This is a genomic window from Bifidobacterium italicum (genome assembly GCF_002286915.1).
In the GTDB taxonomy this organism is placed as follows: Bacteria; Actinomycetota; Actinomycetes; order Actinomycetales; family Bifidobacteriaceae; genus Bifidobacterium; species Bifidobacterium italicum.
On the sequence record NZ_MVOG01000031.1, the window covers coordinates 1 to 25,564 of the forward strand.

22 protein-coding genes and 1 tRNA gene are annotated in these 25,564 nt (G+C 68.3%); 19 read left to right on the plus strand and 4 right to left on the minus strand.

The window, feature by feature from the left end:
- The first annotated feature begins 101 nt into the window (after window positions 1-101).
- From B1400_RS07495 to B1400_RS07540, 10 genes are all read left to right on the plus strand, one after another.
- Entirely contained in the window at window positions 102-1,712 is a 1,611-nt protein-coding gene (locus B1400_RS07495; RefSeq protein ID WP_327078506.1) for an alpha-amylase, read from the plus strand.
- Between the two features lie 300 nt (window positions 1,713-2,012).
- Complete coding sequence (locus B1400_RS07500; protein WP_095613798.1) at window positions 2,013-2,879, plus strand: helix-turn-helix domain-containing protein; 867 nt, start codon at window positions 2,013-2,015, stop codon at window positions 2,877-2,879.
- 74 nt (window positions 2,880-2,953) lie between these two features.
- Window positions 2,954-4,615 (plus strand): CTP synthase, encoded by a 1,662-nt coding sequence (locus tag B1400_RS07505; RefSeq protein ID WP_095613799.1) that lies wholly within the window; start codon window positions 2,954-2,956, stop codon window positions 4,613-4,615.
- 190 nt (window positions 4,616-4,805) lie between these two features.
- Window positions 4,806-6,419 carry a L,D-transpeptidase family protein gene (locus tag B1400_RS07510; protein WP_095613800.1) on the plus strand — a complete coding sequence of 538 codons (1,614 nt, stop codon included), beginning with the start codon at window positions 4,806-4,808 and terminating at the stop codon, window positions 6,417-6,419.
- 190 nt (window positions 6,420-6,609) lie between these two features.
- A complete protein-coding gene (gene sufB, locus B1400_RS07515) occupies window positions 6,610-8,091 on the plus strand; it encodes a Fe-S cluster assembly protein SufB (RefSeq protein ID WP_201260207.1) in 1,482 nt (493 codons plus the stop codon).
- 3 nt (window positions 8,092-8,094) lie between these two features.
- Complete coding sequence (gene sufD / locus B1400_RS07520) at window positions 8,095-9,321, plus strand: Fe-S cluster assembly protein SufD (RefSeq protein WP_095613802.1); 1,227 nt, start codon at window positions 8,095-8,097, stop codon at window positions 9,319-9,321.
- A complete protein-coding gene (sufC, locus tag B1400_RS07525; protein WP_095613803.1) occupies window positions 9,321-10,100 on the plus strand; it encodes a Fe-S cluster assembly ATPase SufC in 780 nt (259 codons plus the stop codon). The genes sufD and sufC overlap by 1 nt, the downstream gene beginning before the upstream one ends.
- 17 nt (window positions 10,101-10,117) lie before the next feature.
- Window positions 10,118-11,389: a SufS family cysteine desulfurase gene (locus B1400_RS07530; protein ID WP_095613804.1), complete on the plus strand. Its 1,272-nt coding sequence runs from the start codon at window positions 10,118-10,120 to the stop codon at window positions 11,387-11,389.
- A 92-nt stretch (window positions 11,390-11,481) separates the two neighbouring features.
- A complete protein-coding gene (gene sufU / locus B1400_RS07535; protein WP_095613805.1) occupies window positions 11,482-12,027 on the plus strand; it encodes a Fe-S cluster assembly sulfur transfer protein SufU in 546 nt (181 codons plus the stop codon).
- Between the two features lie 73 nt (window positions 12,028-12,100).
- A complete protein-coding gene (locus B1400_RS07540; protein WP_095613806.1) occupies window positions 12,101-12,673 on the plus strand; it encodes a metal-sulfur cluster assembly factor in 573 nt (190 codons plus the stop codon).
- Between the two features lie 40 nt (window positions 12,674-12,713).
- On the opposite strand, the gene B1400_RS07545 is transcribed toward B1400_RS07540, so the two are convergent.
- Window positions 12,714-13,589, minus strand: a complete 876-nt coding sequence (locus B1400_RS07545; protein WP_095613807.1) for a TrmH family RNA methyltransferase — start codon at window positions 13,587-13,589, stop codon at window positions 12,714-12,716.
- A gap of 109 nt (window positions 13,590-13,698) precedes the next feature.
- Window positions 13,699-13,785: transfer RNA gene (locus B1400_RS07550), tRNA-Leu, on the minus strand.
- Window positions 13,786-13,905: 120 nt separating this feature from the next.
- Between B1400_RS07550 and B1400_RS07555 the strand changes: the two genes are divergently transcribed.
- From B1400_RS07555 to era, 6 genes are all read left to right on the plus strand, one after another.
- Window positions 13,906-14,712 (plus strand): 16S rRNA (uracil(1498)-N(3))-methyltransferase, encoded by an 807-nt coding sequence (locus tag B1400_RS07555; protein ID WP_095613808.1) that lies wholly within the window; start codon window positions 13,906-13,908, stop codon window positions 14,710-14,712.
- A gap of 128 nt (window positions 14,713-14,840) precedes the next feature.
- Window positions 14,841-15,176 (plus strand): histidine triad nucleotide-binding protein, encoded by a 336-nt coding sequence (locus B1400_RS07560; protein WP_095613809.1) that lies wholly within the window; start codon window positions 14,841-14,843, stop codon window positions 15,174-15,176.
- A gap of 108 nt (window positions 15,177-15,284) precedes the next feature.
- Window positions 15,285-16,391, plus strand: a complete 1,107-nt coding sequence (locus B1400_RS07565; RefSeq protein ID WP_095613817.1) for a PhoH family protein — start codon at window positions 15,285-15,287, stop codon at window positions 16,389-16,391.
- The gene (ybeY, locus tag B1400_RS07570; RefSeq protein ID WP_095613810.1) at window positions 16,388-16,933 is read left to right on the plus strand and encodes an rRNA maturation RNase YbeY; all 546 of its coding nucleotides are present in this window, start codon (window positions 16,388-16,390) and stop codon (window positions 16,931-16,933) included. The genes B1400_RS07565 and ybeY overlap by 4 nt, the downstream gene beginning before the upstream one ends.
- A 33-nt stretch (window positions 16,934-16,966) precedes the next feature.
- Entirely contained in the window at window positions 16,967-18,394 is a 1,428-nt protein-coding gene (locus B1400_RS07575; RefSeq protein ID WP_095613811.1) for a hemolysin family protein, read from the plus strand.
- Window positions 18,381-19,367 (plus strand): GTPase Era, encoded by a 987-nt coding sequence (gene era / locus B1400_RS07580; protein WP_162288198.1) that lies wholly within the window; start codon window positions 18,381-18,383, stop codon window positions 19,365-19,367. The genes B1400_RS07575 and era overlap by 14 nt, the downstream gene beginning before the upstream one ends.
- 122 nt (window positions 19,368-19,489) lie before the next feature.
- Here the strand turns inward: era and B1400_RS07585 are convergent, their stop codons facing one another.
- Entirely contained in the window at window positions 19,490-21,541 is a 2,052-nt protein-coding gene (locus tag B1400_RS07585) for an AMP-dependent synthetase/ligase (RefSeq protein WP_095613813.1), read from the minus strand.
- Between the two features lie 248 nt (window positions 21,542-21,789).
- Between B1400_RS07585 and B1400_RS07590 the strand changes: the two genes are divergently transcribed.
- From B1400_RS07590 to B1400_RS07600, 3 genes are read left to right on the plus strand one after another with little or no spacing between them, the layout of a single operon-like run.
- Window positions 21,790-22,935: an NAD(P) transhydrogenase subunit alpha gene (locus B1400_RS07590; RefSeq protein ID WP_095613814.1), complete on the plus strand. Its 1,146-nt coding sequence runs from the start codon at window positions 21,790-21,792 to the stop codon at window positions 22,933-22,935.
- Window positions 22,936-22,948: 13 nt separating this feature from the next.
- On the plus strand, window positions 22,949-23,257 hold the full coding sequence (locus B1400_RS07595; protein ID WP_095613818.1) for an NAD(P) transhydrogenase subunit alpha: 309 nt from the start codon (window positions 22,949-22,951) through the stop codon (window positions 23,255-23,257).
- Window positions 23,257-24,687 (plus strand): NAD(P)(+) transhydrogenase (Re/Si-specific) subunit beta, encoded by a 1,431-nt coding sequence (locus B1400_RS07600; protein WP_407641083.1) that lies wholly within the window; start codon window positions 23,257-23,259, stop codon window positions 24,685-24,687. Before B1400_RS07595 ends, B1400_RS07600 begins: the two co-directional genes overlap by 1 nt.
- Before the next feature lie 130 nt (window positions 24,688-24,817).
- Here B1400_RS07600 and B1400_RS07605 read toward each other — a convergent pair.
- The coding region (locus B1400_RS07605; protein WP_095613815.1) for an alpha/beta hydrolase at window positions 24,818-25,564 on the minus strand (747 nt) is incomplete at its 5' end.

Genomic DNA, 25,564 nt, shown 5'->3' on the forward strand with positions numbered 1-25,564 from the left:
TCAGGGCGCGGACGCGGTAGAGTGGTCGCGTATGCGCCCGACGAGGACGCATGCACGCGAGGAAGCGCCAATGAACCGGATGGATCAGGGAGAGGGAGACGATGACGGGACAATGCATGCCGCGACGCCGCGGGACGTGGATGAGGACATTGGCCGCGCTCGGATGCGCGGGGTTCGTCATGGCGGCGCTGCCGGCGTGCGGCGCGAAGGACACCGGCAGCGCCGAGACGCCGAAGCGCACCGACGTCGAGGTCGTCGCATTCCAACAGCCGTGGACGTCGATCGCGAAGGAATGCGCGAGCACCTACGGCCCCGAAGGGGTCGCGTACGTCGAGGTCTCGCCGCCGCAGGAATCGATCCAGGGCACGCAGTGGTGGACGAGCTACCAGCCGGTCAGCTACAGGCTCGATTCGAAGCTCGGCACCGAAGCCGAGTTCCAGGACATGATCGAGACCTGCGACGCGGCGGGCGTCGGCATCATCGCCGACGTCGTGCTCAACCAGACGACCGGCGCGGCGGCCGCGGACCAGGGCGGATGGAGGGAGGGCATCGCCGGTTCGAGGTACGACCCGTCCACCGGCGCGTACCCGGCATTCACCGCCGATGGCGCATACCCCGACGGCGTGGATGCGAAGGACTTCCACGACTACGCCGACGGCGCGAGCATCAACGGGTACATGGACCAGCAGGAGGTGCAGGAGGGCCGGCTGAGCGGCATGTGGGACTTCGACACGTCGAGCGAGAAGGTGCGCGACATCCAGTCCGACTACCTCAAGAGGCTCTATGACATGGGCGTCAAGGGCTTCCGCATGGACGCCGTCAAGCACATCAGCGCCGAGGACATGCAGGCCATCAAGCAGCGGATGGCCGAGAAGGTCGGTAAGGACCCCGACGACATCTTCTGGATCCAGGAGGTCATCGGCAACGCGGCGGAGGCCTCCGGCATCCAGCCGCGCAACTACTTCGGCACCGGCACCGTCACGCAGTTCGCGTACACGTCCAACCTGAACTCGGCGCTGCGCGGCGACGTCTCGTCGCTCGCCGACGTCGGCGAGCGACTCGGCGACGCCGGCCGCAACAAGTTCGCGATCCCGTCGAAGGACGCGAACGTGTTCGTGACGAACTGGGACACGGCGCGCAACCCCGGCCAGGCGATCACCTACAAGGACGGCGCGCTGTATCCGCTCGCCAACGCGTTCCTGCTCTCCTACGACTACGGCACGCCGCGTCTGCTGTCCGACTACCGCTTCGCCGACCGCGACGCCGGCGCGCCCGGCGCGACCGACACGTCGGTGCCGGCCGTCGACTTCGACGAGGCCTGCGCGGCCGCCGGCGGCGACTGGAACTGCCAGCAGCGCTGGACGCCGACGCGCGGCATGATCGCGTTCCACAACTACGTGCACGGCACGAAGGTGACCGACCTGCAGGAGCCGGACTCGTCGCTGCTCGCGTTCTCGCGCGGCGACAGGGGCTTCGTCGCGTTCAACAACGGGACGAAGGAGGCCGCGCACGAGTTCTCGACGACGATGCCCGACGGCGAGTACTGCGACGTCTACGCGGTCGAGGACTGCTCGAGGACGGTGAGGGTGCGCAATGGCAAGGTGCAGGTGATGCTCGCGCCGACCTCTGCCGTCGCGCTGTACGCCGGCGCGACGAAGACGACGCATCCGTCCGCAAACCGCGCCGTCGACCCCTCGACGCCACAGTGGTGACGTTGCGGTAGCGACAGTCACATCGCGTCATTGACATCTCGCCCACGCCGTCGTGTGTCGTCGTTCGTCATCATTCGCCGTCGTGCAATCAGAGAAACGACGCCGATGCAACGCATCGTTGCGTGCGTACTGCGCCGCGTCGGCGTCTGTTGCTGGCGCACAGCGACGCCGGTGCCTTACCGTGGATCCAGCGATGCGGCACACCCACAATGGCATTCGCATAGGGCGGCGGCACGTCCCGCGTTATGTGACGGGAGGCAACCGTACGGCTGACAACACCTAAGGAACACGGAGCGACACATGATGGAATTCACGACCAGACTCAAGGATCTGCGCAGGCAGTCGGGACTCTCCCAGGAGCAGCTCGCCGGCCGCGTCGGCGTCTCGCGGCAGGCGATCTCGAAATGGGAGAGCGGCGCCGGACGCCCCGAGATCGAGAACCTCATCGCGCTCGCCGATGTGTTCGCCGTCAGCGTCGACGCGCTGCTCGGCGTCGCCGAGGCCGCGGACCGCGGCGGCGCCGACTACCGCTACGAGAGCGTCACCAGCTACGACGTCGACCAGGCCAAGCACTTCGACGTCGACTGCGGCTCGCTCTACGGGTGCACGATCCGCGGCTACGACGGCGAGCAGCTGCGCGTGCGCGTCGTGTCGAACACCGTCGCCGAGCTCGCGCGGCACTTCAAGGTCGCCATCGACGACCGCGCGAAGCGCATCGACGTCGTCGTGCGGCGCGGCGCCGGCATCAGCGAGACGCTCGCGAAGGACGACGTCTCCGTCGTGCTGTGGATCCCGCAGCGTTACGTCACGACGATGGAATGCGCGGCGAAGGCCTTCGAGGCGCAGGTGCAGGGACTGACCTGCGACGGCCTCGAGCTCGACGTGCGCACGCAGCGGCTGACGCTCGACGACGTGCACGGCCATGTGGAGGTCAACTGCAACCTCGACATGGAGATCGACTGCCTGACGCTCGACGGCCGCGTCGACGTCAACCAGCTGTCGGCGACATCGCGCATCACGGTGCCCAAGGGCTCCACGATCGCCGTGCTGACGCACGGGCTGCGCACGCGCACGATCGTCGGCTCCGGCGTGCATGTGGACGAGGACGCGCCGAACGTCGTCGAGCTCAACGGCGTGGCGAGCGAACTGATCATCGAGGGCCGGTGAGGCGGCGCGCGGCGGGGGAGGAGGCTCCGCGCGCCGCCGGTCCATGTCACGGCGCAGCGATACCATGAAGACCCATGGCAAGAAGACAACATGGCAATGCTCAGGAACACGTCACCAAGCACATCTTCGTCACCGGAGGCGTCGTATCCTCCCTCGGCAAGGGCCTGACCGCATCCTCCCTCGGACGTCTGCTGCGCAGCCGCGGCATCCGCGTCCTCCAGCAGAAACTCGACCCCTACATCAACGTCGACCCGGGCACGATGAACCCGTTCCAGCACGGCGAGGTCTACGTGACCGAGGACGGCGCCGAGACCGATCTCGACATCGGACACTACGAGCGTTTCCTCGACGTCTTCCTTTCCCAGAAGGCGAACGTCACGACCGGCCAGATCTACCAGGAGGTGCTGCGCAAGGAGCGCGCCGGCGAGTACCTCGGCCAGTGCGTGCAGGTCATCCCGCACATCACCAACGAGATCAAGTCGCGCATGCGCGCGCAGGCCTCGGACGACGTTGACGTCATCATCACCGAGATCGGCGGCACCGTCGGCGACATCGAATCGCAGCCCTTCCTCGAGGCCGCGCGCGAGGTGCGCCGCGAACTGGGGCCGGAGAACTGCATGTTCATCCACGTCTCGCTCGTGCCGTACATCGCCGCCGCCCATGAGCTCAAGACGAAGCCGACGCAGCATTCGGTCATGATGCTGCGCCAGCTCGGCATCACGCCCGACGCGCTCGTGCTCAGGAGCGACCGTCCGCTCAACCAGGGCATCAAGGACAAGATCTCGCTGATGTGCGACGTCGACTCCGAGGGCGTCGTCAACTGCGTGGACGCCGCGAGCATCTACGACGTGCCGAAGGTGCTCTTCGACGAGGGCCTCGACACCTACGTCGTGCGCGAGCTGGGGCTGCCGTTCCACGATGTCGACTGGGACGAGTGGGAGGACCTGCTCGAGCGCGTGCACCATCCCAAGCACGAGGTCAGCATCGCGATCGTCGGCAAGTACATCGATCTGCCGGACGCCTACCTGTCGGTGACCGAGGCCATCAAGGCCGGCGGCTTCGCCAACTGGGCGAAGGTCAACGTCAAGTGGGTCGCGGCCGACCGTTGCGAGACCGAGGAGGGCGCCGCCGCGGCGCTCGACCAGATGGACGGCATCGTCATCCCCGGCGGCTTCGGCATCCGCGGCATCGACGGCAAGATCGGCGCGCTGCGCTACGCGCGTGAGCACAAGCTGCCGGTGCTCGGCCTGTGCCTCGGCCTGCAGTCGATGGTCATCGAATACGCGCGCGACGTGCTCGGCATCGAGGACGCCGGCTCGACCGAATTCGACCCGGAGTGCCCGAACCCGGTCATCGCGACGATGGAGGAGCAGAAGGACATCGTCGCCGGCAACGGCGACATGGGCCACACGATGCGTCTGGGCTCCTACCCGGCCGATCTGCTCGAGGACTCGCTCGTCGCGCGCCTGTACGGCACGACGCACGTCACCGAGCGCCACCGCCACCGCTACGAGGTCAACGTCGCGTACAAGGACCGGTTGCGCGAGGGAGGCCTCGTCATCTCGGGCCAGAGCCCGGACGGCGAGCTGACCGAGTTCGTCGAGCTGCCGCAGGATGTGCATCCGTTCTACGTGGCCACGCAGGCCCATCCAGAGTTCAAGTCGCGCCCGACGAAGCCGCATCCGCTGTTCGCGGGGCTCGTCAAGGCCGCGCTGGACCATCAGGCGCAGCGCTGAGCGCATCCCTGCGCGCCCCCGACATCCCGGGGCGCGCAGGATCCCGGCCGTCCGCCCCCGCATGCGGGGACATGCGGGGGCGGACGGCCGAACGTGGATGTTTTGTCATCATTCGGCCGCGGGGCTCGTCATGTTCACGGCCATCCCCTAGTATCAAAGCGAATCATCGTATTTTCGTGCAAGGAACTCTATGTCTTTTTCCAATGGAAACCATGGCATGGGCGCGGACGGCGACGGCTTCCGCGCGGATCACGGACGACCGACGGCGCCGCCGGTCGACGAGCTGTCGATCGCGCAGCAGGCGCCGCAGGGACGTCCCCGGCGCCGCGTATGGCCGTGGGTCGCGCTCGGCGTCGCCGTGCTCGTCGCCGCGGCGTGCGGGGGCACCTACGCCTATTTCCAGGACCGCGCGCTGCCGGGCACGACGCTGTGGGGGCAGCCGGTGGCCGGCAGGAGCGAGCAGCAGATCGCGCGCATGATCGACGACCAGGTCGCCGCCGTGCGCGTCCCCGTCACCTATGAGGGCGCACAGGCGCAGATCGACGCGGCCGACCTCGGCATCGACGTCGACGCGGACATGATCGCGAAGCAGGCCGTCGACGCCAAGCGCTCCGGCCCCTTCTGGACGCGCTATCTGCCGTGGGAGCACAGCGACGTCGCGCCGGCGATCACACCCGAGACCGATCCGACGGTGCTCGACGCCAAACTCGGCACGAACAGCGTGAAGCCGGTCGACGCCACACTCAAGGTCACCGAGGACGGCGCGCACGTCGAGACGGTGCCCGGCGCGAACGGCTCCGGCGCCGACGCGAAGGCCGTCGCCGACGAGGCCGTCGCCGCGATCGAGTCGCTCGGCTCGCGCGGCGCGAAGACGGTGGCGCTGACGATGGACACGATCGAGCCGAACGTCGCCGACGCGACCGCCGACCAGGCGAGGGACGCGCTCAACAAGCTCATCGACGCCAAGGCCGGCATCGCGGTCGGCGACGAGAAGGTCGCGACCTTCTCCCCGGCGGCGCTGCTCGACGCCTCGCGCATCGAGCCGAACGAGGAGTCGACGCTCAAGGACGGCGAGACGCGCTCCGGCGTCGTCGTCTTCGACGCCGCCAAGCTCCAGAGCCACTACGACGAGGACATCAAGCCGCACTACGCGACGACGAAGGAGGACCGCGAGGTCATCGTCAACAACAACGACGAGGACGTCGTCGTCCTCAAGGAGGGCCACGATGGCGTCCGGATCAAGGACGGCGCCGACGCGAAGGTCGGCGAGCGGGCCGCCGAGGCCTTCGCCGCCGGCGACGGCGACGTGAAGGTGGACGGCGAGGTCGATCCGATGGCCGTCAAGAAGACGAAGCGCCATGTCGTCGTCGACCTAAGCGACCACAAGGTCTACGCCTACGAGAACGGCAAACAGGTCAAGGCCTTCAACATGTCCGCGGGGCAGGGCAACGACTACGCCACCGGGGCGTGCCAGCCGAGCGGAGACCTGTGCACGCCGCTGGGCGACTTCGAGGTCTGGCTCAAGTACCCGTCGCAGCACATGAGCGGCACGCTCACGCTCTCTGACGGCACGAAGGAGACCTGGGACGCGCCCGACGTCGGCTTCGTCAACTACTTCTCGAAGACCGGATGCGCGATCCACCGCATCGCCACCGAAACGCCGTACTCCGATGCGCAGATCGCCGCGATGGGGGCGAACACCTCGCACGGGTGCGTGGGCATCGGATGGGACGCGGCCGAATGGTTCTACGACTTCGCCGTGCAGGGCCCCGACCACGGGGTCACCGTGCACGTGCAGCAGTGAGCCGCCGCCCCATGTGACCCAACGCACATCGCAGGCCGGGACCCGCACGGGGCCCGGCCTGCCGCCGTTCCGGCGCCGGCGCGGCGGAGTGCGGAAGTGAAACGCTCTGGCGTGTCCATACGCCGTCCGTTACCATGTAATGCGGAACAACCAAGAAAACGAGAGGCGGCGACCTGTGGCAGACGATCAGATGCCCAACGCAGCGTCCGACGTGGAGATGAATCAGTATCTGGCTGATCGCGGCCGCGTCAACGAGGACAAGATAAGACAGGATGACGAGATCATCGGTCAGTTCGGCGAGTACTCGTACGGCTGGCACGATTCCGACGAGGCCGGCGAGGCGGCGAGGAAGGGCATCGACGAGCAGGTCGTGCGCGAGATCTCGGCGGACAAGCACGAACCCGGATGGATGCTCGACATGCGCCTGCGCGGCTACAAGGCCTTCGTCGAACAGCCGATGCCCAAGTGGGGCGTCGACCTGTCCGGCTTCCACGCGCAGGACTTCAAGTACTACGTCAAACCCGTCGGCAAGCAGGCGGCGCGCTGGGAGGACCTGCCCGACGACATCCGAGAGACCTACGACCGCCTCGGCATCCCCGAGGCCGAGAAGAGCCGCCTCGTCTCCGGCGTCGCCGCCCAGTACGAGTCCGAGGTCATCTACAACTCGATCCAGGAGGATCTGGCCAGGCAGGGCGTCATCTTCGTGGACACCGACACGGCCGTGCGCGAGTACCCCGACCTCGTGCGCAAGTATTTCGGCACCGTCGTGCCGCCCGAGGACAACAAGTTCGGCGCGCTCAACACGGCCGCATGGTCCGGAGGCTCGTTCGTCTACGTGCCCAAGGGCGTGCACGTCGACATCCCGCTGCAGGCCTACTTCCGCATCAACACGCCGAACATGGGCCAGTTCGAACGCACGCTCATCATCGCCGACGAGGGCTCCTACGTGCATTACGTGGAGGGCTGCACGGCGCCGATCTACTCGACCGACTCGCTGCACGCGGCCATCGTCGAGATCATCGTCGAGAAGAACGCGCGCGTGCGCTACACGACGGTGCAGAACTGGTCGAACAACGTCTACAACCTCGTCACGCAGCGCGCCTACGTGCGCGAGGGCGCGACGATGGAATGGGTCGACGGCAACATCGGCTCGAAGGCGACGATGAAGTACCCGGCGTGCATCCTCGCCGAGCCGTACGCGAACGCCTCGACGATGTCGCTCGGCTTCGCCGGTGCCGGCCAGTATCAGGACACCGGCGCGAAGATGATCCATCTGGCGCCGCACACGAGCTCGACGATCGTCGCGAAGTCGATCTCGCGTGGCGGCGGCCGCTCCGCCTACCGCGGCCTCGTCAAGATCGTCGACGGCGCCGAGGGCGCCAGCTCGAACGTCGTGTGCGACGCGCTGCTCGTCGACGACTTCTCGCGCTCCGACACCTATCCCCACGTCGACGTGCGCGAGGACGACGTCTCGATGGCGCACGAGGCGACCGTCTCGAAGGTCTCCGAGGACCAGCTCTTCTACCTGATGAGCCGCGGCATCGAGGAGAAGGAGGCGATGGCGATGATCGTGCGCGGCTTCGTCGAGCCGATCAGCCGCGAGCTGCCGATGGAATACGCGCTCGAGCTCAACAGGCTCGTCGAACTGCAGATGGAAGGATCGGTGGGCTGACCGATGGTGGACAACGCGGAAATCAACATCCCGGTGGCGGATCCCGACGATCCGTACGCGGTGCCGGCGGCGATGCCGTCGAGCGCCGACACGAGCCCGCGCTCCTTCGACGTGGCCGACTTCGCCACGCCGACGCGCAGGCAGGACGACTGGCGCTTCACGCCGGTCGACCGCATCCCCGAGTTCTTCGAACCCTTCGAGCCGAGCGGCGCCACGCGCATCTCGGTGGGCTACATCGACGGCTCGCCGATCGACGGCGACGACGTGGACGTGCGCGAGGTCGCGATCGGCGAGGCGCCTTGCGGCACCGTCGGCAAGCCGTCCGACCGCGCGGCGGCCGTCGAATGGAACAGCGCGAAGGGCGCATGGGTCGTCGAGCTCAAACGCGAACCGGCACGGCCCGTGCTCGTGCGGGTGCATGGCGCGGGCCTCGACCCCGATGCGCTGCACCTCGTCATCGTCGCGCGCGACCAGGTGCACGGCGACGTCGTCGTCGAGCACGACGGCGACGCGCGGCTGGCCGAAGGCGTCGAGATCGTTACCGGCCGCGACGCGCACATCGGCACGACCTTCATCCAGGAATGGGGCGCCGATTCGAAGCACGTGGCGAACCACCGCATCCATCTGGGCGCCGAATCCTCGCTGCGCCACTCGGTCGTCACGCTCGGCGGCGCCTTCGTGCGCATCCGCATGGACCAGGACTTCGGCGGCGAGCACGGCGACCTCAACATGCTCGGCATCTACTTCGCCGACCCCGGCGAGCACATCGAGCACCGCACGATGGTCGTGCACAACCACCCCGAATGCCGCTCGCGCGTCGTCTACAAGGGCGCGCTCAGCGGCGAGGGCGCGCATTCGACATGGGTCGGCAACGCGCTCATCGAGCCGACGGCGCCGGGCACCGACTCCTACGAGCTCAACCGCAACCTCGTGCTCACGCCGGGCGCGGTCGCCGACTCCGAGCCGAACCTCGAGATCGAGAACGGCAACATCATCGGCGCGGGCCACGCCAGCTCGGTCGGACGCTTCGACGACGAGGAGCTGTTCTACCTGCGCTCGCGCGGCATCCCGGAGCGCCAGGCGCGCAAGCTCGTCGTGCGCGGCTTCTTCGGCGAACTCGTCGAGGAGATCGGCATCGACGAACTCGCGTCCCATCTGATGGACGCGATCGACCGCCGTCTGGCGCGCGGCGAAGACGAGGACACGCAACACGCATTGGAGGAGAAGTAATGTCCACGCTCGAAATCAAGGACCTGTACGCATCGGTCGAGACGAAGGAGGGCCGCAAGCAGATCCTGCGCGGCGTCAACCTGACCGTCAACTCCGGTGAGACGCACGCGATCATGGGGCCCAACGGCTCGGGCAAGTCGACGCTCGCCTATACGCTCGCCGGCCATCCCAAGTACGAGGTCGACTCCGGCCAGGTGCTGCTCGACGGCGAGGACATCCTGACGATGACCCCCGACGAGCGCGCGAAGGCCGGCCTGTTCCTCGCGATGCAGTACCCGGTCGAGGTGCCGGGCGTGTCGATGACGAACTTCCTGCGCACCGCGAAGACCGAGATCGACGGCAGGGCGCCGGCGATCCGCACCTGGACGAAGGAGCTCACCGAGGCGATGAAGCGCCTCAAGATGGATCCGAAGTTCGCGACGCGTTCGGTCAACGAGGGCTTCTCCGGCGGCGAGAAGAAGCGCGCCGAGGTGCTCCAGCTCGAACTGCTCAAGCCGAAGTTCGCGATCCTCGACGAGACCGACTCGGGCCTCGACGTCGACGCCCTGCGCATCGTCTCCGAAGGCGTCAACCGGGCCAAGGAGGCCGACGACTTCGGCATCCTGATGGTGACGCACTACACGCGCATCCTCAAGTACATCAAACCCGACATCGTCCACGTCTTCGCCGACGGCCACTTCGTGAAGACCGGCGGCCCGGAGCTCGCCGACGAACTCGAGGAGCGCGGCTACGACGAATACCTGCCCGAGGGCTCCGACTCCGAGTCGGCCCTCGCCTGAGGGGGAGTGGGAACCGGATGACGGACATCGAGACGATACGCTCGCAATTCCCGATCCTCGGCCAGCGGATCAACGGCCATCCGCTCGTCTACCTCGACAGCGGCGCGACCGCGCAGAAGCCACAATGCGTCATCGACGCGGAATCCGGGTTCTACGAGACGATCAACGCCGGCGTGCACCGCGGCGCGCACACGCTCGCGGCGCGTTCGACCGTCGCCTTCGAGCAGGCGCGCGCCAAGGTCGCCCGGCTCGTCGGCGCCTCGAGCCAGGAGGGCGGGGAGGAGCTCGTCGTGACGATGGGTGCGACCGACGCGCTCAACCTGCTCGCCACGGCGATCGGCAACGCCTCGCTCGGCCGCGGAGGCCCGGGGGCCGAGCGCTTCGCATTGAAGCCGGGCGATGAGATCGTCGTCTCGCGCGCCGAACACCATTCGGTCCTGCTGCCGTTCCAGGAGCTCGCCGCGCGCACCGGCGCGGCGCTCAGATGGCTCGAGGTCGACGAGGACGGCCGCGTCATGGCCGACCTCGCGCCCGAGACGATCGGCGAGCGCACGCGCATCGTCGCGGTCACGCACATCGGCAACGTCACCGGCGCGATCACCGACATCGCGCCGATCGTGCGCCGCGCGCACGAGGTCGGCGCGCTCTTCGTCCTCGACGCCTGCCAGTCGGTGCCGCACATCCCGGTCGACTTCCACGCGCTCGACGTCGACTTCGCCGCGTTCAGCGCGCACAAGATGTACGGACCGACCGGCGTCGGCTTCCTGTACGGCCGGAGGGAGCTGCTCGAGGCGCTGCCCCCGGCGCGCTTCGGCGGCTCGATGGTCGAGCTCGCCTACATGGACAGGCCGGCGCTCTATATGGATCCGCCGGCGCGATTCGAGGCGGGCACGCAGCCGGTCGCCCAGGTCGTCGCCGCCGGCGTCGCCGCCGACTGGATGATGGGCGTCGGCATGGAGCGCATCGCCGCGCATGAACGGGAGATCACCGACGAGTTGCTCGGGCTCGGGCAGGTCGACGGCGTGCGCATCCTCGGGCCGCGGACGTCCGAGGGCCGCATCGGCACCGTCGCCTTCGAGGTCGACGGCGTGCATCCGCATGACGTCGGGCAGTACCTCGACGCGGCGGGCATCGCGATCCGCGTCGGGCACCACTGCGCGCAGCCGATCCACCGGCATTTCGGCGTCTTCGCGTCGAACCGCGCGTCGGCCGGCGTCTACAACACCCCCGACGAGGCGCGCGCGCTCATCGAGGCGGTCAAGGGCGTGCGGCCGTTCTTCCTGCGCTGAGCGGGGAGGCGCACAAGGGAATAATGCGACGCACGAGCTGTTGGCCCGGTAGGGGCGGCGGCCCCGCCGAGCGCACAGGAAAGGAAGGCACGATGGCCGACAACGGCACCGACGAACTCGAACAGATGTATCAGGAGGTCATCCTCGACGCATCCCGCCATCCGCACGGCAAGGGCGTCGTGCCGGCCGACGACGCCGGGACGACCGACGGCGAGGCGACGGTCGCGGCGCCGCACGAGGCGTGCTCGGCGGCGCGTTCGCACCAGTTCAACCCGACCTGCGGCGACGAGGTCACGGTCCATGTGGAGGTGGGCCGCGACGAGCCGCACCGCATCGAGGACATCGTCTGGGACGGCCAGGGATGCTCGATCTCGCAGGCGAGCCTGTCGATCATGGTCGACCTCGTGCGCGGGCGCACCGTCGACGAGGCGATGCACCTGTTCGACGGCTTCCACGCGCTGATGTCCTCGCGCGGCGCGGGGCTCGACGACGAGGAGGCGATGGACGAACTCGGCGACGCGACCGTGTTCCAAGGCGTCTCGAAGTACCCGATGCGCATCAAATGCGCGCTGCTCGGCTGGGAGGGCCTCAAGGACTCGATGGCCAAGGCGCTCGCGGCGCAGCGCAGAGCGTCCTGAGCGGAACCCGGCACGGGGTCCGGCTCAGGACGCATGGACGACTTTGCAACTGTTTTCCAGGAAGGACAAGAAGATGAGCGACAATCTGGTGCCCGGACCGCAGGCGACGATCCTCGACGCGGTCAGCGGCGTCGTCGGCGACGAGGCGACGGCACAGGCGATCATCGCGAACCCGTCGCTGGCGAAGGACGTGAATCCGGCCGCCGAGGCGGCGCACGGCGCGGCCAAGGGCGACGGCTGCTGCGGCGGCCATGGCGGCGAGGACTGCGGCTGCCGTGACGACGACGGCATCACGCTCAAGGGCGTCGACGAGATCGGCCGCGCGACGGCGCAGGACGTCATGGAGGCGCTCCATCAGGTCATCGACCCGGAGCTCGGCATCGACGTCATCGACCTCGGCCTCGTCTACGGCATCGAGATCGACGAACTCGGCCGCGCGATCATCACGATGACGCTGACGACGCCGGCGTGCCCGCTGACCGACCTCATCGAGGACGAATGCGCGAGCACGCTCGCCGGCCTCGTCGAGGAGTTCCGCATCGACTGGACGTGGACCCCGCGCTGGACCGTCGACAAGATCACGCCAGAGGGCCGCGAGCAGCTCGCCGCGCTCGGCTTCAACCTCGACGCGATGCCGCGGTACTGAGGCGCCGACCCCCGTCCCCGATCCACGCGCGACGCGCGCCTCAACGACGGCGCGCGTCGCGCGTCGCGTAGAAGGCGACGGCGCTCGAGGCGGCCACGTTGAGCGAATCGACGTCGTGGCCCATCGGGATCCTGACGGTCAGGTCGGCGTTGGCGATCGTATGCCGCGACAGGCCGTCGCCCTCGGTGCCGAAGATCAGTGCGAGGCGGTCGATGCGCTCGTCGGCGGGGGCGGCGGGTCCGAGGCGGCCCACGAGGTCGTCGAGCGAGATCGAATCATCGCTGAGCGCCATCGCCGCCGTCGTGAAGCCCAGGCCATGGAGCTCCTCGAGCCCTTTCCACGGCCAGTAGCGGACGTCGTCGCCCCCGATGCGCGTCCACGGCACCTGGAAGACGGTGCCCATCGAGACCCTCACGGCGCGCCGGTACAGCGGGTCGGCGCACGACGGCGTCACGAGGACGGCGTCGACGTCGAGCGCCGCCGCCGAACGCATGATCGCGCCGACGTTCGTGTGGTCGACGATGTTCTCGAGGACGGCGACGCGCGTCGCGCCCGCGCAGACCTGCCCGACCGACGGCAGCGGCCAACGGCGCATCGCCGCGAGCGCTCCGCGGTGCAGCCGGTAGCCGGTGAGACGTCTGAGCTGCTCGGGGGAGGCTACGTAGACGGGGACGTCGTCCCCCCACCGCGCGTCGATCGTGGCGAAGGTGTCCGCCATACCGTCGATCCACGGCTCCTCGACGAGCAGCGATATCGGTTCGCGCCCGGCGGCGAGCGCCCGCGTGATGACCTTCGGGGATTCGGCGATGAAGACGCCCTTCTCCGGTTCGAGACGGTTGCGCAGCTGCAGCTCCGTCAGATTCGTGTACGCCTCGACGCGTGGGTCGTCGACCGACCCAAGATGGATGAACCGCAACGCTGGACCTCCCGGCTGGCCGTCGCGTCCGCGGGGGAGCGGGGCCGAAGATGGATGGATGAAAACGAAAAGACCGGCGATTCTCGACGAGAACCACCGGTCTTGGTCGTGTCCGGAGCGGGACTTGAACCCGCACGCCTGTATAAATAGGCACTAGCACCTCAAGCTAGCGCGTCTACCATTCCGCCACCCGGACCCGGGTCGCTGTGCTGATCACTGTGCTGTGTTCTCAGCGGCAACAGTTGAAAACTATAGGGCAACTGCGCGACGTGCGCAACTTCGGCGTGTCGCGCTCGTCTCGGGTAGCCTAGGATCCATGACAATCCCTTTGTTTCTCGTAGATTCCGGCCATGACGACGCCCCGATGGCGTCCGAGCAGATCGCGTCGGGCCGCACCGGCTGGATCATGACGCTGCCCGAGGGCGTGCGCAGGCATGCGTTCGGGTCGATGCGCCTGACCGTGGGCGACGAACTGCAGATATCCGACGGGCATGGGCTGCGCATCAACGCGACCGTCGTCGACGAACGCAGCGGGGACGTGTGCGTCGAATCGTTCGTCAAGGAGGAGCCGCCGCTCGTCCGGCTCGCGCTCATCCAGGCCCTCGCCAAGAACGGGCACGACGAGCAGGCGATCGACGCGGCCACGCAGATCGGCGTCGACGATGTCTACCCATGGCAGTCGGAGCGCGCGATCGCGCGGTGGAAGGACGGACGCACCGACCGCCGATGGCGCGCCACGCTCGCGGCCGCCACCGAGCAGTCGCGACGCGCCACGACGCCCGAACTGCACGGCTGCCTGAGCGACAAACAGCTCGTCGCGCTCTGCCGGCGCGCATGCGTGCGGGGGGACCTCGTCGTCGTGCTCCATCAGGACGCCACGCTCAGCTGGGAGGAGGCGGAGGGGCGCGTGCGCGGCGTGCTCGAACGCAGCCTCGGCGACGGCGAACCGCGCACGATCCACGTCGTCGTCGGCCCCGAGGGCGGCATCTCCGACGTCGAGGCCGCATCGCTCAGGGACGCGGGCGCCGAGGTCTGCGTGCTCGGACGGAACATCCTGCGCGCCTCCACGGCCGGGCCGGTCGCGCTCAGCCTGCTGTCGCGCGAGCTGGGGCGCTTCAACTGAGGGTCGGGCCATGCGGGAAATGCAGGAATAGGGACGCCGGCCATGCTGTTTATCCCGGTGCGGCAATACGATGGGAGGCGCCGGCCGCCAAGGCCGGGCGCGCATCCCGTAACGACGAGAGGAAGACGATGAGTGAGCCGGACTGCCTGTTCTGCAAGATCGTGAACTGCGACATCCCCAGCGAGAAGGTGTACGAGGACGCGAGCGTCTACGCGTTCCGGGACATCAACCCCAAGGCGAAGGTGCACGCGCTCGTCGTGCCGCGCGAACACTACCGCGACGTCGACGAGCTCGCCCGCGCCGACGCGCAGCTGCTCGCGCACATCGTCGAGGTCGCGCAGCGCATCGCCGACCAGGAGTACGACGGCTCGTACCGCCTCATCTTCAACACCGGCGCCAGCGCCGGGCAGACGGTCTTCCACGTGCATGCGCACGTGCTCACCGGCGAGCCGCTCGACGAATAGGGGGCCGGCGCCCCGGGCGCATGACGGCGCACGGGGGGCGCCCGTGATCTAATCTGTTTTCCCTTACCATGGACGGGCGCGCGCCGCGCGCCGTCGGAGAGAGGTGTGGTGGCGACTACAACACGAACGGTGACCGTTCCGGAACAGCTCGACCCGGTGCGTGTCTTCGGACCCTACGACGAGGTCATCCGCGAGCTCGAGCGCGCCTTCGGCGAGATCACGATCCACATCCGGGGCGACCGGGTGACGATCCGCTCGACGTCGAAAGCGGGGGAGGCGCAGGCCGCCGAGGCCGAGGACCTGCTGCACCTGATCGTCGACGCCGCCTACGGGCGTCCGATGGACGCGCCGACGTTGCGGCGCATGCTCGACCAGCGCGTGCTGTCCAACGACGTGCGTGACGAGGCGCCGGGCCACGGCACGCAGACCGACGAGATCCGCAGGATCCGGGCGCGCAGGCGCGCCGACGGGCGCGGGGCGCGCGCCGAATACCGCAAGCCCAGCGTCCCGGGGACGATCGCCTGGGCCAACGGCGTGCCGGTGCGTCCGAAGACGGCGGGCCAGGTCGCCTACGTCAACGCCATCGAGGCGAACACGATCACCTTCGGCATCGGGCCGGCCGGCACCGGCAAGACCTACCTCGCCGTCGCGAAGGCCGTGAGTGCCTTCGAGGACGGCCGTGTGCGCCGCATCATCCTGACGCGCCCGGCCGTCGAGGCCGGCGAGAACCTCGGGTTCCTGCCCGGCACGCTCAACGAGAAGGTCGATCCCTACCTCAGGCCGCTCTACGACGCGCTGTCCGACATGCTCGGGCCCGAACGCATGCACCGGCTCATCGAGGAGGGCGCGATCGAGGTCGCCCCGCTCGCTTACATGCGCGGCCGTACGCTCAACGACGCCTTCGTCATCCTCGACGAGGCGCAGAACACGACGGCGCAGCAGATGAAGATGTTCCTCACGAGGCTCGGGTTCAACACGACGATGGTCGTCACCGGCGACGTCACGCAGGTCGATCTGGCCGCGCCGCGCTCCGGGCTCGTCTCGATCGAGCGCGTGCTGCGCGGCATCGACGGCGTCGCCTTCGCGCATCTCGGCTCCGGCGACGTCGTGCGCCATGAGCTCGTCGGCAGGATCGTGGCCGCCTACGAACGCTACGACGAGGCGCGCGCGGCGAAGGACGCGGCGCGGGGGCAAGAGGAAGGACGCGACCGATGAGCGTTGAAGTGAACAACGAGACCGAATGGATCATTGATCCGAAGGTCTTCGCCGACCTCGGCGTATGGGTCATGGACCAGATGCGCGTGAGCACGCAGTCGGATCTGGCGATCCTGTTCGTCGACCCCGAGCCGATCGCCGAGCTGCATGAGCGCTGGATGAACCTGCAGGGCCCGACCGACGTCATGAGCTTCCCGATGGACGAGCTGCGCCCCGGCGACGACGGCGCGCCGAGCGAAGGATGCCTCGGCGACATCGTCATCTGCCCGTGGGTCGCCGCACAGCAGGCCGCCGCGGCCGGGCACAGCACGATGGAGGAGATGCTGCTGCTGACGATCCACGGCATCCTGCATCTGCTCGGCTACGACCACGCCACCCCCGAGCAGGAGCGTCAGATGTTCGGGCTGCAGCGCCAGCTGCTGCTCACGTTCTTCGCTCTGCGGCCGGGCACGTCGTGGATCGCGCTCGTGCCCGACGATGCGGCCGACGCGCTCGCGATCTACGAATGGCGCCACGGCGCCGACCGACAGCTCGGCCACTGAGGCCGCACGGCGCTTTTTCCGGAGGAACCACCGATGTCCGAAGAACTCACGATCACGCTCGTCGTCGCGATGTGCGTGGCGGCCGTGCTGCTCGCATGGCTGTCGATGATGCTCGCCGCACTCGAAAGCGCGATCTCGCGCGTCACGCGCGCCAACCTCAACAACCTGATGATCGAGGTGCAGTCCGACGGCGAACTGTCCGACTTCACGCGCCAGAAGAAGATCAGGCGCCTGCAGGCGGCGCAGCGCATCGTCATGCGCCGCTACGCCGCGTCGAACTCGTGCGCGTTCTTCCGCATCTGCGGCAATGTGCTCACCGGCGTGCTTGTCGCGTGCGTCGCCGCGACGCTCGGCTACGCGATGTGGGTGCAGCTCGCCGCCGGCCTCGTCGTCGCGCTCGTCATCGCCTGCGTCACCGTGCTCATGCGCCCGCGTACCGTCGGCAGCGCGAAACCGCTGTCCGTCCTCATCGACCATGCGCCGCTCGCCGCGGCCTGCGTCAGGCTCACGCCGTTCATCGCGGGCGGCGGCCGGGGCGCCGCGGGCGGCGAGCGTGACGCCGACGCGGTCTCCGACGACGAGGAGCTCGAGAAGATCCACCACGAGCAGGGCAAGGCCGCGATGGACCGGCTCATCGAGACCAACCGCTTCGACCCCGAGGTGTCCGACATGCTGCGCAACGTGCTCATGCTCTCCGACACGCTCACCCGCGAGATCATGGTGCCGCGCACCGACATGATCACGATCGAGCGCGACGGCACGCTGCAGGACTTCCTGTGCCTGTGCTCGCGCTCCGGCTTCTCGCGCGTGCCGGTCATCGGCGCCGACATCGACGACCTGCTCGGCATGGCCTACCTCAAGGACGCGGTGCGCGCGACGGCCTTCAACCCGGCGGCGCGCGCACGCGACGTCGAGTCGATCATGCGCCGGCCGATGTACGTGCCCGAGTCGAAGCCGGTCGACGACCTCTTCCACGAGATGCAGCGCACGCGCAACCATGTGGCCGTCGTCGTCGACGAATACGGCGGCATCGCCGGCATGGTCACGATCGAGGACGCGATCGAGCAGATCGTCGGCGAACTCGACGACGAACACGACCGCACGCAGCACGCCGAACCCAAGAAGATCGGCGAGCGCACCTGGAGCATGCCGGCGCGCACGCCGATCACCGAGCTCGAGGAGATCTTCGAGATCGACCTCGACGAGGACGACGTCGACACCGTCTACGGGCTGCTCACCAAGCTGCTGGGCCGCGTGCCGATCGTCGGGGCGAGCGCGACGACGCACGGGCTGCGCCTGACGGCCGTCGACTCGGCGGGACGCCGCAAGAAGGTCTCGACGATCGTCGTCGAGCCGGCCTCCGTCGAGGGCGGCGACGACACTGGCAGTACGATTCAGCAGCAGGGCGATGACGCATCGCACGACGGCAAGGAGCAGGGGCATGACCATGACGATGAGTGAACGGGACGCAACGCACGGGACGGCGCAGGAGAGGCCGTACCGCTCCGGATTCGTGGCCGTCGTCGGACGGCCGAACGTCGGCAAGTCGACGCTCATCAACGCGCTCATCGGCACGAGGATCGCGATCGCTTCGTCGAGGCCGGAGACGACGCGCAAGGCGATCCGCGGCGTCCTCACGCTCGACGGCGCGCAGATGGTGCTCGTCGACACGCCTGGCATCCACCGTCCGCGCACGCTGCTCGGCCAACGGCTCAACGACGTCGTCGACGAATCGCTCGCCGACAGCGACGAGATCGCGTTCCTGCTGCCGGCGGACCAGGAGATCGGGCCGGGCGACCGGCGCATCCTCAGCCGGCTGCGCTCGCAGTTCGCGACGAAGTCTGGGGACGGCACGTTCATCTGGAAGGTGCCGCTCATCGCGATCGTCACGAAGATCGACGCACTCGACCGCTCGCAGCTCATCGACAAGCTCATCGAGATCGACGGCTTCGCGGACTTCGCCGACATCGTGCCGGTCAGCGCCCTCAAGGACGACAATCTCGCCGAGGTCACGAAGGTGCTCGTCGAGCATCTGCCCGAGGGGCCGCAGATGTATCCCGCCGAGCAGATCACCGAGGAGAGCCCCGCGGACGAGATCGCCGAGCTCGTCCGCGGCGCGTTCCTCGAGGAGCTGCACGACGAGCTGCCGCATTCGCTCGCCGTCGTCGTCGACGCGATCGAGCGGCCGCAGGACAACGAGACCGGCGAGGGCTACGCCGGCAAGACGCATGTGCTCGTCTCGATCTACGTCGAACGCGACTCGCAGAAGCCGATCATCATCGGGCACAAGGCCGAGCATCTCGTGCGCGTCAAGAAGCGGCTGCGCACCGCCGTCAACAGGATCGTCGGCGGCAAGGCGGTCCTCGACATGCACGTCAAGGTCGCGAAGAACTGGCAGTCCGACCCCAAGAAGCTCGACCGCCTCGGATTCTGAAGGCGCGCGGCCGCGGGGCGCCGAACCTTATGCGGGGAGGCCATCGGGAACGGATTCCCGATGGCCTCCCCGTCATCATGCGCCTGCGCGTCCGGGGCATCCCGCCGGACGCGCGCATGGCGTCACTGCATCTTCTCGGCGGGATTGCGCTTCGTGTACATCTGCGTGTTGAGCAGATCGGTGTAGCGCTTGATGACCTTCGGACGGATGACCTTCATCGACGCGGTCATCAGACCGTTCTCCTGCGAGAACTCCTCGGGCAGGATGATGAACTTGCGCACCGACTCGGCGCGCGAGACGCCCTCGTTGGCCTGATCGACCCACTTCTGCACCTCGGCGCGCACGGCCGGGTTGACGGCCGCGTCCTCCATCGTCATGTCCTCGTCGAGGCCCTTCGACGACAGCCATGCGCGCAACGACTCGGGGTCGAGCGTGACGAGCGCCGAGATGAACGGGCGCTTGTCGCCGAGCACGAGCGCCTGCGAGACGATCGGGCAGCGCTGGATGATCTCCTCCATCGGGCCGGGGGAGACGTTCTTGCCGCCCGCCGTGATGATGAGGTCCTTCTTGCGGCCGATGATGTACAGGAAGCCGTCGTCGTCGAGCCGTCCCAGATCGCCGGTCGCGTACCAGCCGTCGTCGGTGAACGAGGACTCGGTCTGCTCCTCATTCTTGTGGTAGCGCGGGAACACGGCGGTCCCCTTGACCTGGATCTCGTTGCCGTCGCCGATGCGCAGCTCGAAGCCGGGGAACGGGATGCCGACCGAACCCTGATGGTAGGGCACGCCGATCGGGTTGAACGCGCACGGCGCGGTCGTCTCGGTCAGGCCGTAGCCCTCGTAGACCGGCACGCCGGCGCCGCGGAAGAAGGCCATGAGCTCGGGGTCGAGCGGCGCGCCGCCGGTGACGATCCACTTCGCGCATCCGCCGAGCACGTCGCGGATCTGCGCGTAGACGAGCGGATCGAAGGCGTTGCGGCGCATCGTGGCGAAACGGCTCGCCTTGCCGCGTTCGCTCATCTCCTGCATGTACTTCTGCGCCGCGACGACCGAGGCGGCGAAGACGCGGCCCTTGGGGCCGTTGCCGGCCTTCTGCGACGCCGCGTTGTACACCTTCTCGAGCACGCGCGGCACGACGATCATGATGTGCGGGCGCGCGACCTTGAGGTCGCCGGTGAGCGTCTTGATGCCGTTGGCGATGTAGATGTGGATGTTACTCGCCACGCAGATGTAGTTGATCGCGCGCGCGAAGGAGTGCGCCTGCGGCAGGAACAGCAGCACCCGGCTCTTCTTGTCGTGCAGCAGGTCGGGCATGTAGTCGGGCAGGTTCGTGGCCGTCGCGCAGTAGTGCGCATGGGTCATCTCGACGCCCTTCGGCGCCGACGTGGAGCCCGAGGTGTAGACGATCGAGCACAGGTCGTGCAGCCCGACCGTCGCGATGCGCTCGTCGAGCTGGCGGTCGCTCACCTGCTTGCCGTAGGCCTTGAGCTCGTCGATCGCGCCGTTCTCGAGGCACATGACGTTCTTCAGCGTCGGGCAGTCGCGCTTGGCGAGCCCGGTCTTCTTGAGCATGTCCTTCGTCTCGACGACGAGGAGCGTGGCGTCGGAGTTGTTGACGATGTTGCGGATCTGCTCGGCGGAGTCGGTGTCGTAGACGGTCGCGAGCACGCCGCCGACGGCGAGCACGGCGGCGTCGAACACGTCCCAGTCGTAGGACGTGTGGCACATGAACGCGCAGCCGTCGCCCTTCCTGAAGCCCATGTGGATCAGGCCCTTGGCGACGGCGCGGATGTCGGCGAGCGTCTCGTTGGCCGTCTTCGACATCCACTGGCCGTCGCGCTTGAAGGTGTAGAGCGGCTCGTCGCCCATGCGCGAGGCGCGGTCCTCGTAGATGCGGTAGACGTTGAAGTTGTCCGGCAGCGGACCGTTGCCCTCGGTGCTCGCCGTGATGAAGCCGGAGTCGGCGTCGATGAAGGTCGTCGTCGGGCGGTCGGGCCCCCAGAAGTCGACGTGGGGGAGGTTCTCGTAGTCGTGGTGCTGCAGCTGGGTCTCGGGATCGACGTAGTCGGGCGTGTCGCCGTCATCGCTGATCGGGTGCGAGAAGTCGCCTCCCAGATGCAGCGCCCGCTGCGTGAGATCGGACGCGCGGTCCTTGACGGACTTGAAGATGGACATGGATTTGCTCCTTACCCGCAAAATACACTATTCCCTTGCAGTGTAGCCGTTTCGCGGGGACACGTCACCCTACGCTTGCGTAGCATCGGTCCCGGGCGCGGCAATCGGCGCGCGGCTGCGCGGACGGCGAAAACGGGGCGCCCCGGCCGAAAGATGGACGTATGGGTGCGGCGGCGCGCGGATTGGCTACACTGTAACGCTGTATGTTCACCATCCCGCGACGGGCGGGATGCATAGAAAGGGTTCACATGGCCGAACAACCAGAAGGAACCGTGACCTTCGGCGTCTTCAACGAGACGTCGGAGCACGAGTCCCGCGTCGCGCTGACGCCGGACATCGTCACGCGGTTGCGCAAGGCAGGCGTCGCATGCCTGATCGAATCGGGGGCCGGCGCGGCCTCCGACTACACGGACGAGGACTACACGAAGGCCGGCGCGCAGATCGTCGACGCCGCCGCGATCCTCGAGCGCGCGGACGCGCTCGGCTTCGTCGAGCGCCCGGATGACCGGCTCGTCGCCCGCATCAAGCCGGGCACGTGGGTCATCGGCATGCTCGGCTCGTTCACCGACGCCGATTACATCGAGGCGCTCGACAGGCGCGGCGTCACCGCCGTCGCGATCGAACGACTGCCGCGCCAGCTGAGCGCCGCGCAGTCGATGGACGAGATGACCTCGCAGAACTCCGTCATGGGCTACAAGGCCGCCCTCGTCGCGGCGAACGCCTATGGCTCCTTCCTGCCGATGATGACGACGGCGGCCGGCACGATCCGCCCGGCGAAGGTGCTCATCCTCGGCGCCGGCATCGCCGGCCTGCAGGCGATCGGCACCGCGAAGCGCCTCGGCGCCGTCGTCACCGCCTACGACGTGCGTCCCGCCTCGCGCGGCGAGGTCGAATCCCTCGGCGCGAAGTTCCTCGAGCTCGGCCTCGACTTCTCCAAGGGTCAGGGCGAGGGCGGCTACGCGCGCGCCCTGACCGCGGAGGAGCAGGCGCAGCAGCAGGCGGCCGTCGACGAGAAGGCCGCCGGCTTCGACATCATCATCACGACCGCGAAGGTCCCGGGACGCAAGCCCCCGGTCCTGCTGACCGCACGCGGCGTCGAGGGGCTGCACCGCGGCGCCGTCGTCGTCGACTGCGCGGCGAGCGAGCTCGGCGGCAACGTCGAGGGCTCGGCGATCGGCACGCGCCGCACCGAAGGCGGCGTGACGATCATCGGCGCGCCGTATCTGGCGAGCGAGGTCAGCACGACCGCGTCGAACCTGCTGAGCCGCAACGTCGCCGACATCCTCGTGCACTTCATCAGGAACGGCGCGCTCGCCGTCGATCCGTCCGACGAGATCGACCAGGCCATGATCGTGGCCGGCAACAAGCCGGCGACCGAAACGAAGGGAGAATGACATGCAGGTCATCATGCCGAATCTCGTCATCGCGCTCACGCTGTTCGCCCTCGCGCTGCTCATCGGCATCGAGGTCATCGGCAAGGTGCCGGCGACGCTGCACACGCCGCTGATGTCCGGCGCCAACTCGATCCACGGCATCGTCATCGTCGGCGTCGTCATCGTCGCCGCGCACGCCACGAGCACGCTGTCGTACGTGTTCATCTTCCTCGCGGCCGTGCTCGGCACGATGAACGTCGTGGGCGGCTACGTGGTCACCGACCGCATGCTTGAGATGTTCAAGTCCGACAAGTCCGACGCGAAGAAGGGGGACAACAAGTGATCTACGATAATTGGATTCCCGCATCCACCGTAGACGTCGTCGCCTGGTGCGTCTACGTGCTCGCCGCGGTGCTCTTCGTGATGGGACTGCATTACATGAACTCGCCGAAAACCGCACGCAAGGGCAACTTCGTGTCCGCGGCCGGCATGGTCATCGCCGTCGCGATGGCGTTCATCAAGCTGTTCATCGACGGCGGGTTCTCGAAGACCGCGCTCGTCCTGCTCGTCGCGGGCATCGTCATCGGCGCGGTCGCCGGCGTCGTCTCGGCCAAGAAGGTCAAGATGACCGACATGCCGCAGCTCGTCTCGGTGTTCAACACCGTCGGCGGCGGCGCGGCGGCGCTCGTCGCGCTCAACGACATCCTCGCGGGCGAGGGCAGCCCGAGCCTCGTCGTGCTCATCACCGCGGGCCTCGGCGTCATGATCGGCTCGGTCACCTTCACCGGCTCGCTCGTCGCGGCCGGCAAGCTGCAGGGCATCAAGTGGGTCAAGAAGCTGCGCCTGCCGGGCAAGAGCGTGTGGAACATCCTGTTCATCGCGCTCACCGTCGCCGCGTTCGTCATGCTGTGCGTGCAGCCCGAACACCGCGTGCTGTGGTCGATCCTGACGACGGTGTTCGCGCTGTGCTACGGCCTCGTGTTCGTCATCCCGATCGGCGGCGCCGACATGCCGGTCGTCATCTCGGTGCTCAACGCCTGCACCGGCACCGCCGTCGCGATGTCCGGCCTGGCGATCGACAACGTCGCGCTCATCGTGGCCGGCGCGCTCGTCGGCGCGGCGGGCGTCACGCTGTCGGTGCTCATGTCCAAGGCGATGAACCGTCCGCTCATGTCCGTCCTCGCGGGCGGCTTCGGCGGCTCCAACGCCGCCGGCGGCGACGCCGAGGGCCCGGAGGGCACGATGCGGGAGACCTCCGCGGACGATCTGGCCGTCCAGCTCGTCTACGCGGACAAGGTCATCTTCGTCCCAGGCTTCGGCCTGGCGCAGGCGCAGGCGCAGCGCGAGCTCGCCGACCTCGGCGAGCTGCTCAAGGAGCACGGCGTCGAGGTCGAGTACGCGATCCACCCGGTCGCGGGCCGCATGCCCGGCCATATGAACGTGCTGCTCGCCGAGGCGAACGTGCCGTACGACGAGCTCATCGACCTCGACGACATCAACCCGCAGTTCCCGAGCGCGAACGTCTCGCTCGTCGTCGGCGCGAACGACGTGACGAACCCGGCCGCCCGCAAGCCCGGCACGCCGGTGTCCGGCATGCCGATCCTCGACGTCGACAAGTCGCAGAACGTCGTCGTCATGAAGCGCGGCCGCGGCAAGGGCTACGCCGGCATCGAGAACGAGCTGTACTTCGAGGACAACACGCAGATGCTCTTCGGCGACGCGAAGGCGAGCCTGCAGGCCGTCATCGCCGCCGTCAAGGAGCTGCTCGCCTGATTGCCGGACGTATCCGTTCGCATGGCGAAGGAGGCCGCCCCGCGGGGCGGCCTCCTTGCATATGGGGGCGATGGGGGCCAGCGCCGCACGGGTCGTCGCCAGCGCCGGACGGCGTGGCGCGCGGCGATGCTCAGGCGCCGAAGGCGTCCACGCCCCGCAGGAAGGCGTCGACCGTCGACCAGTACAGGCCCGGGTCGGCGGCGAGCGAGGCGACGTGGCCGGCGCCGTCGACGACGAGCAGCTCGCAGTCGTTGCTCGCGCATGCCCCGTAGAGCCGGCGCGCGCTCGACGGGTCGACGATCGTGTCCGCGTCGCCCTGGATGAACAGCGTCGGTACCGTCAGCCGCCGCACGGCGTCCAGCACGTCGGCGTCGGCGAGCGAGGCGTCGGCCAGACGCCCGAGCAGCAGGTCCGCGACGCCGACCGACGGGCGGGCGAGCGCGCGCGGCGCGTGCAGCGCGTCGGCCATGCTGTGCGCGAGCTGCGCCGATGCGCCGACGAAGGCGCTGTCGGAGACGATCGCCTTGATGTTCGGCGCATGGCACGGGTCGGCGCCGGCGAGCAGCGCGCTCGCGGCGCCCATCGAGTTGCCGTGCAGCAGGATGCGCGCCCGCGGGTCGTGCGAGACGATGAGGTTGACCCACTGCTTGAGGTCCTTGCGTTCGAGCGCGCCCATCGTCACATAGCGGCCCTCGCTGCGTTCGTGCGCGCGCAGCGCCGGCGTGAACACGGTGAACCCCATCGTCGCGTAGTGCTGCGCCCACGGAGCCATCTCCTCGGGGCCGCCGGTGTAGCCGTGCACGCAGATCGCATAGCAGTGGGGCAGCGGCCGAGCTGTGTCCGGATCGAAGCGCCAGCCGTGCAGACGCAGCCGGTC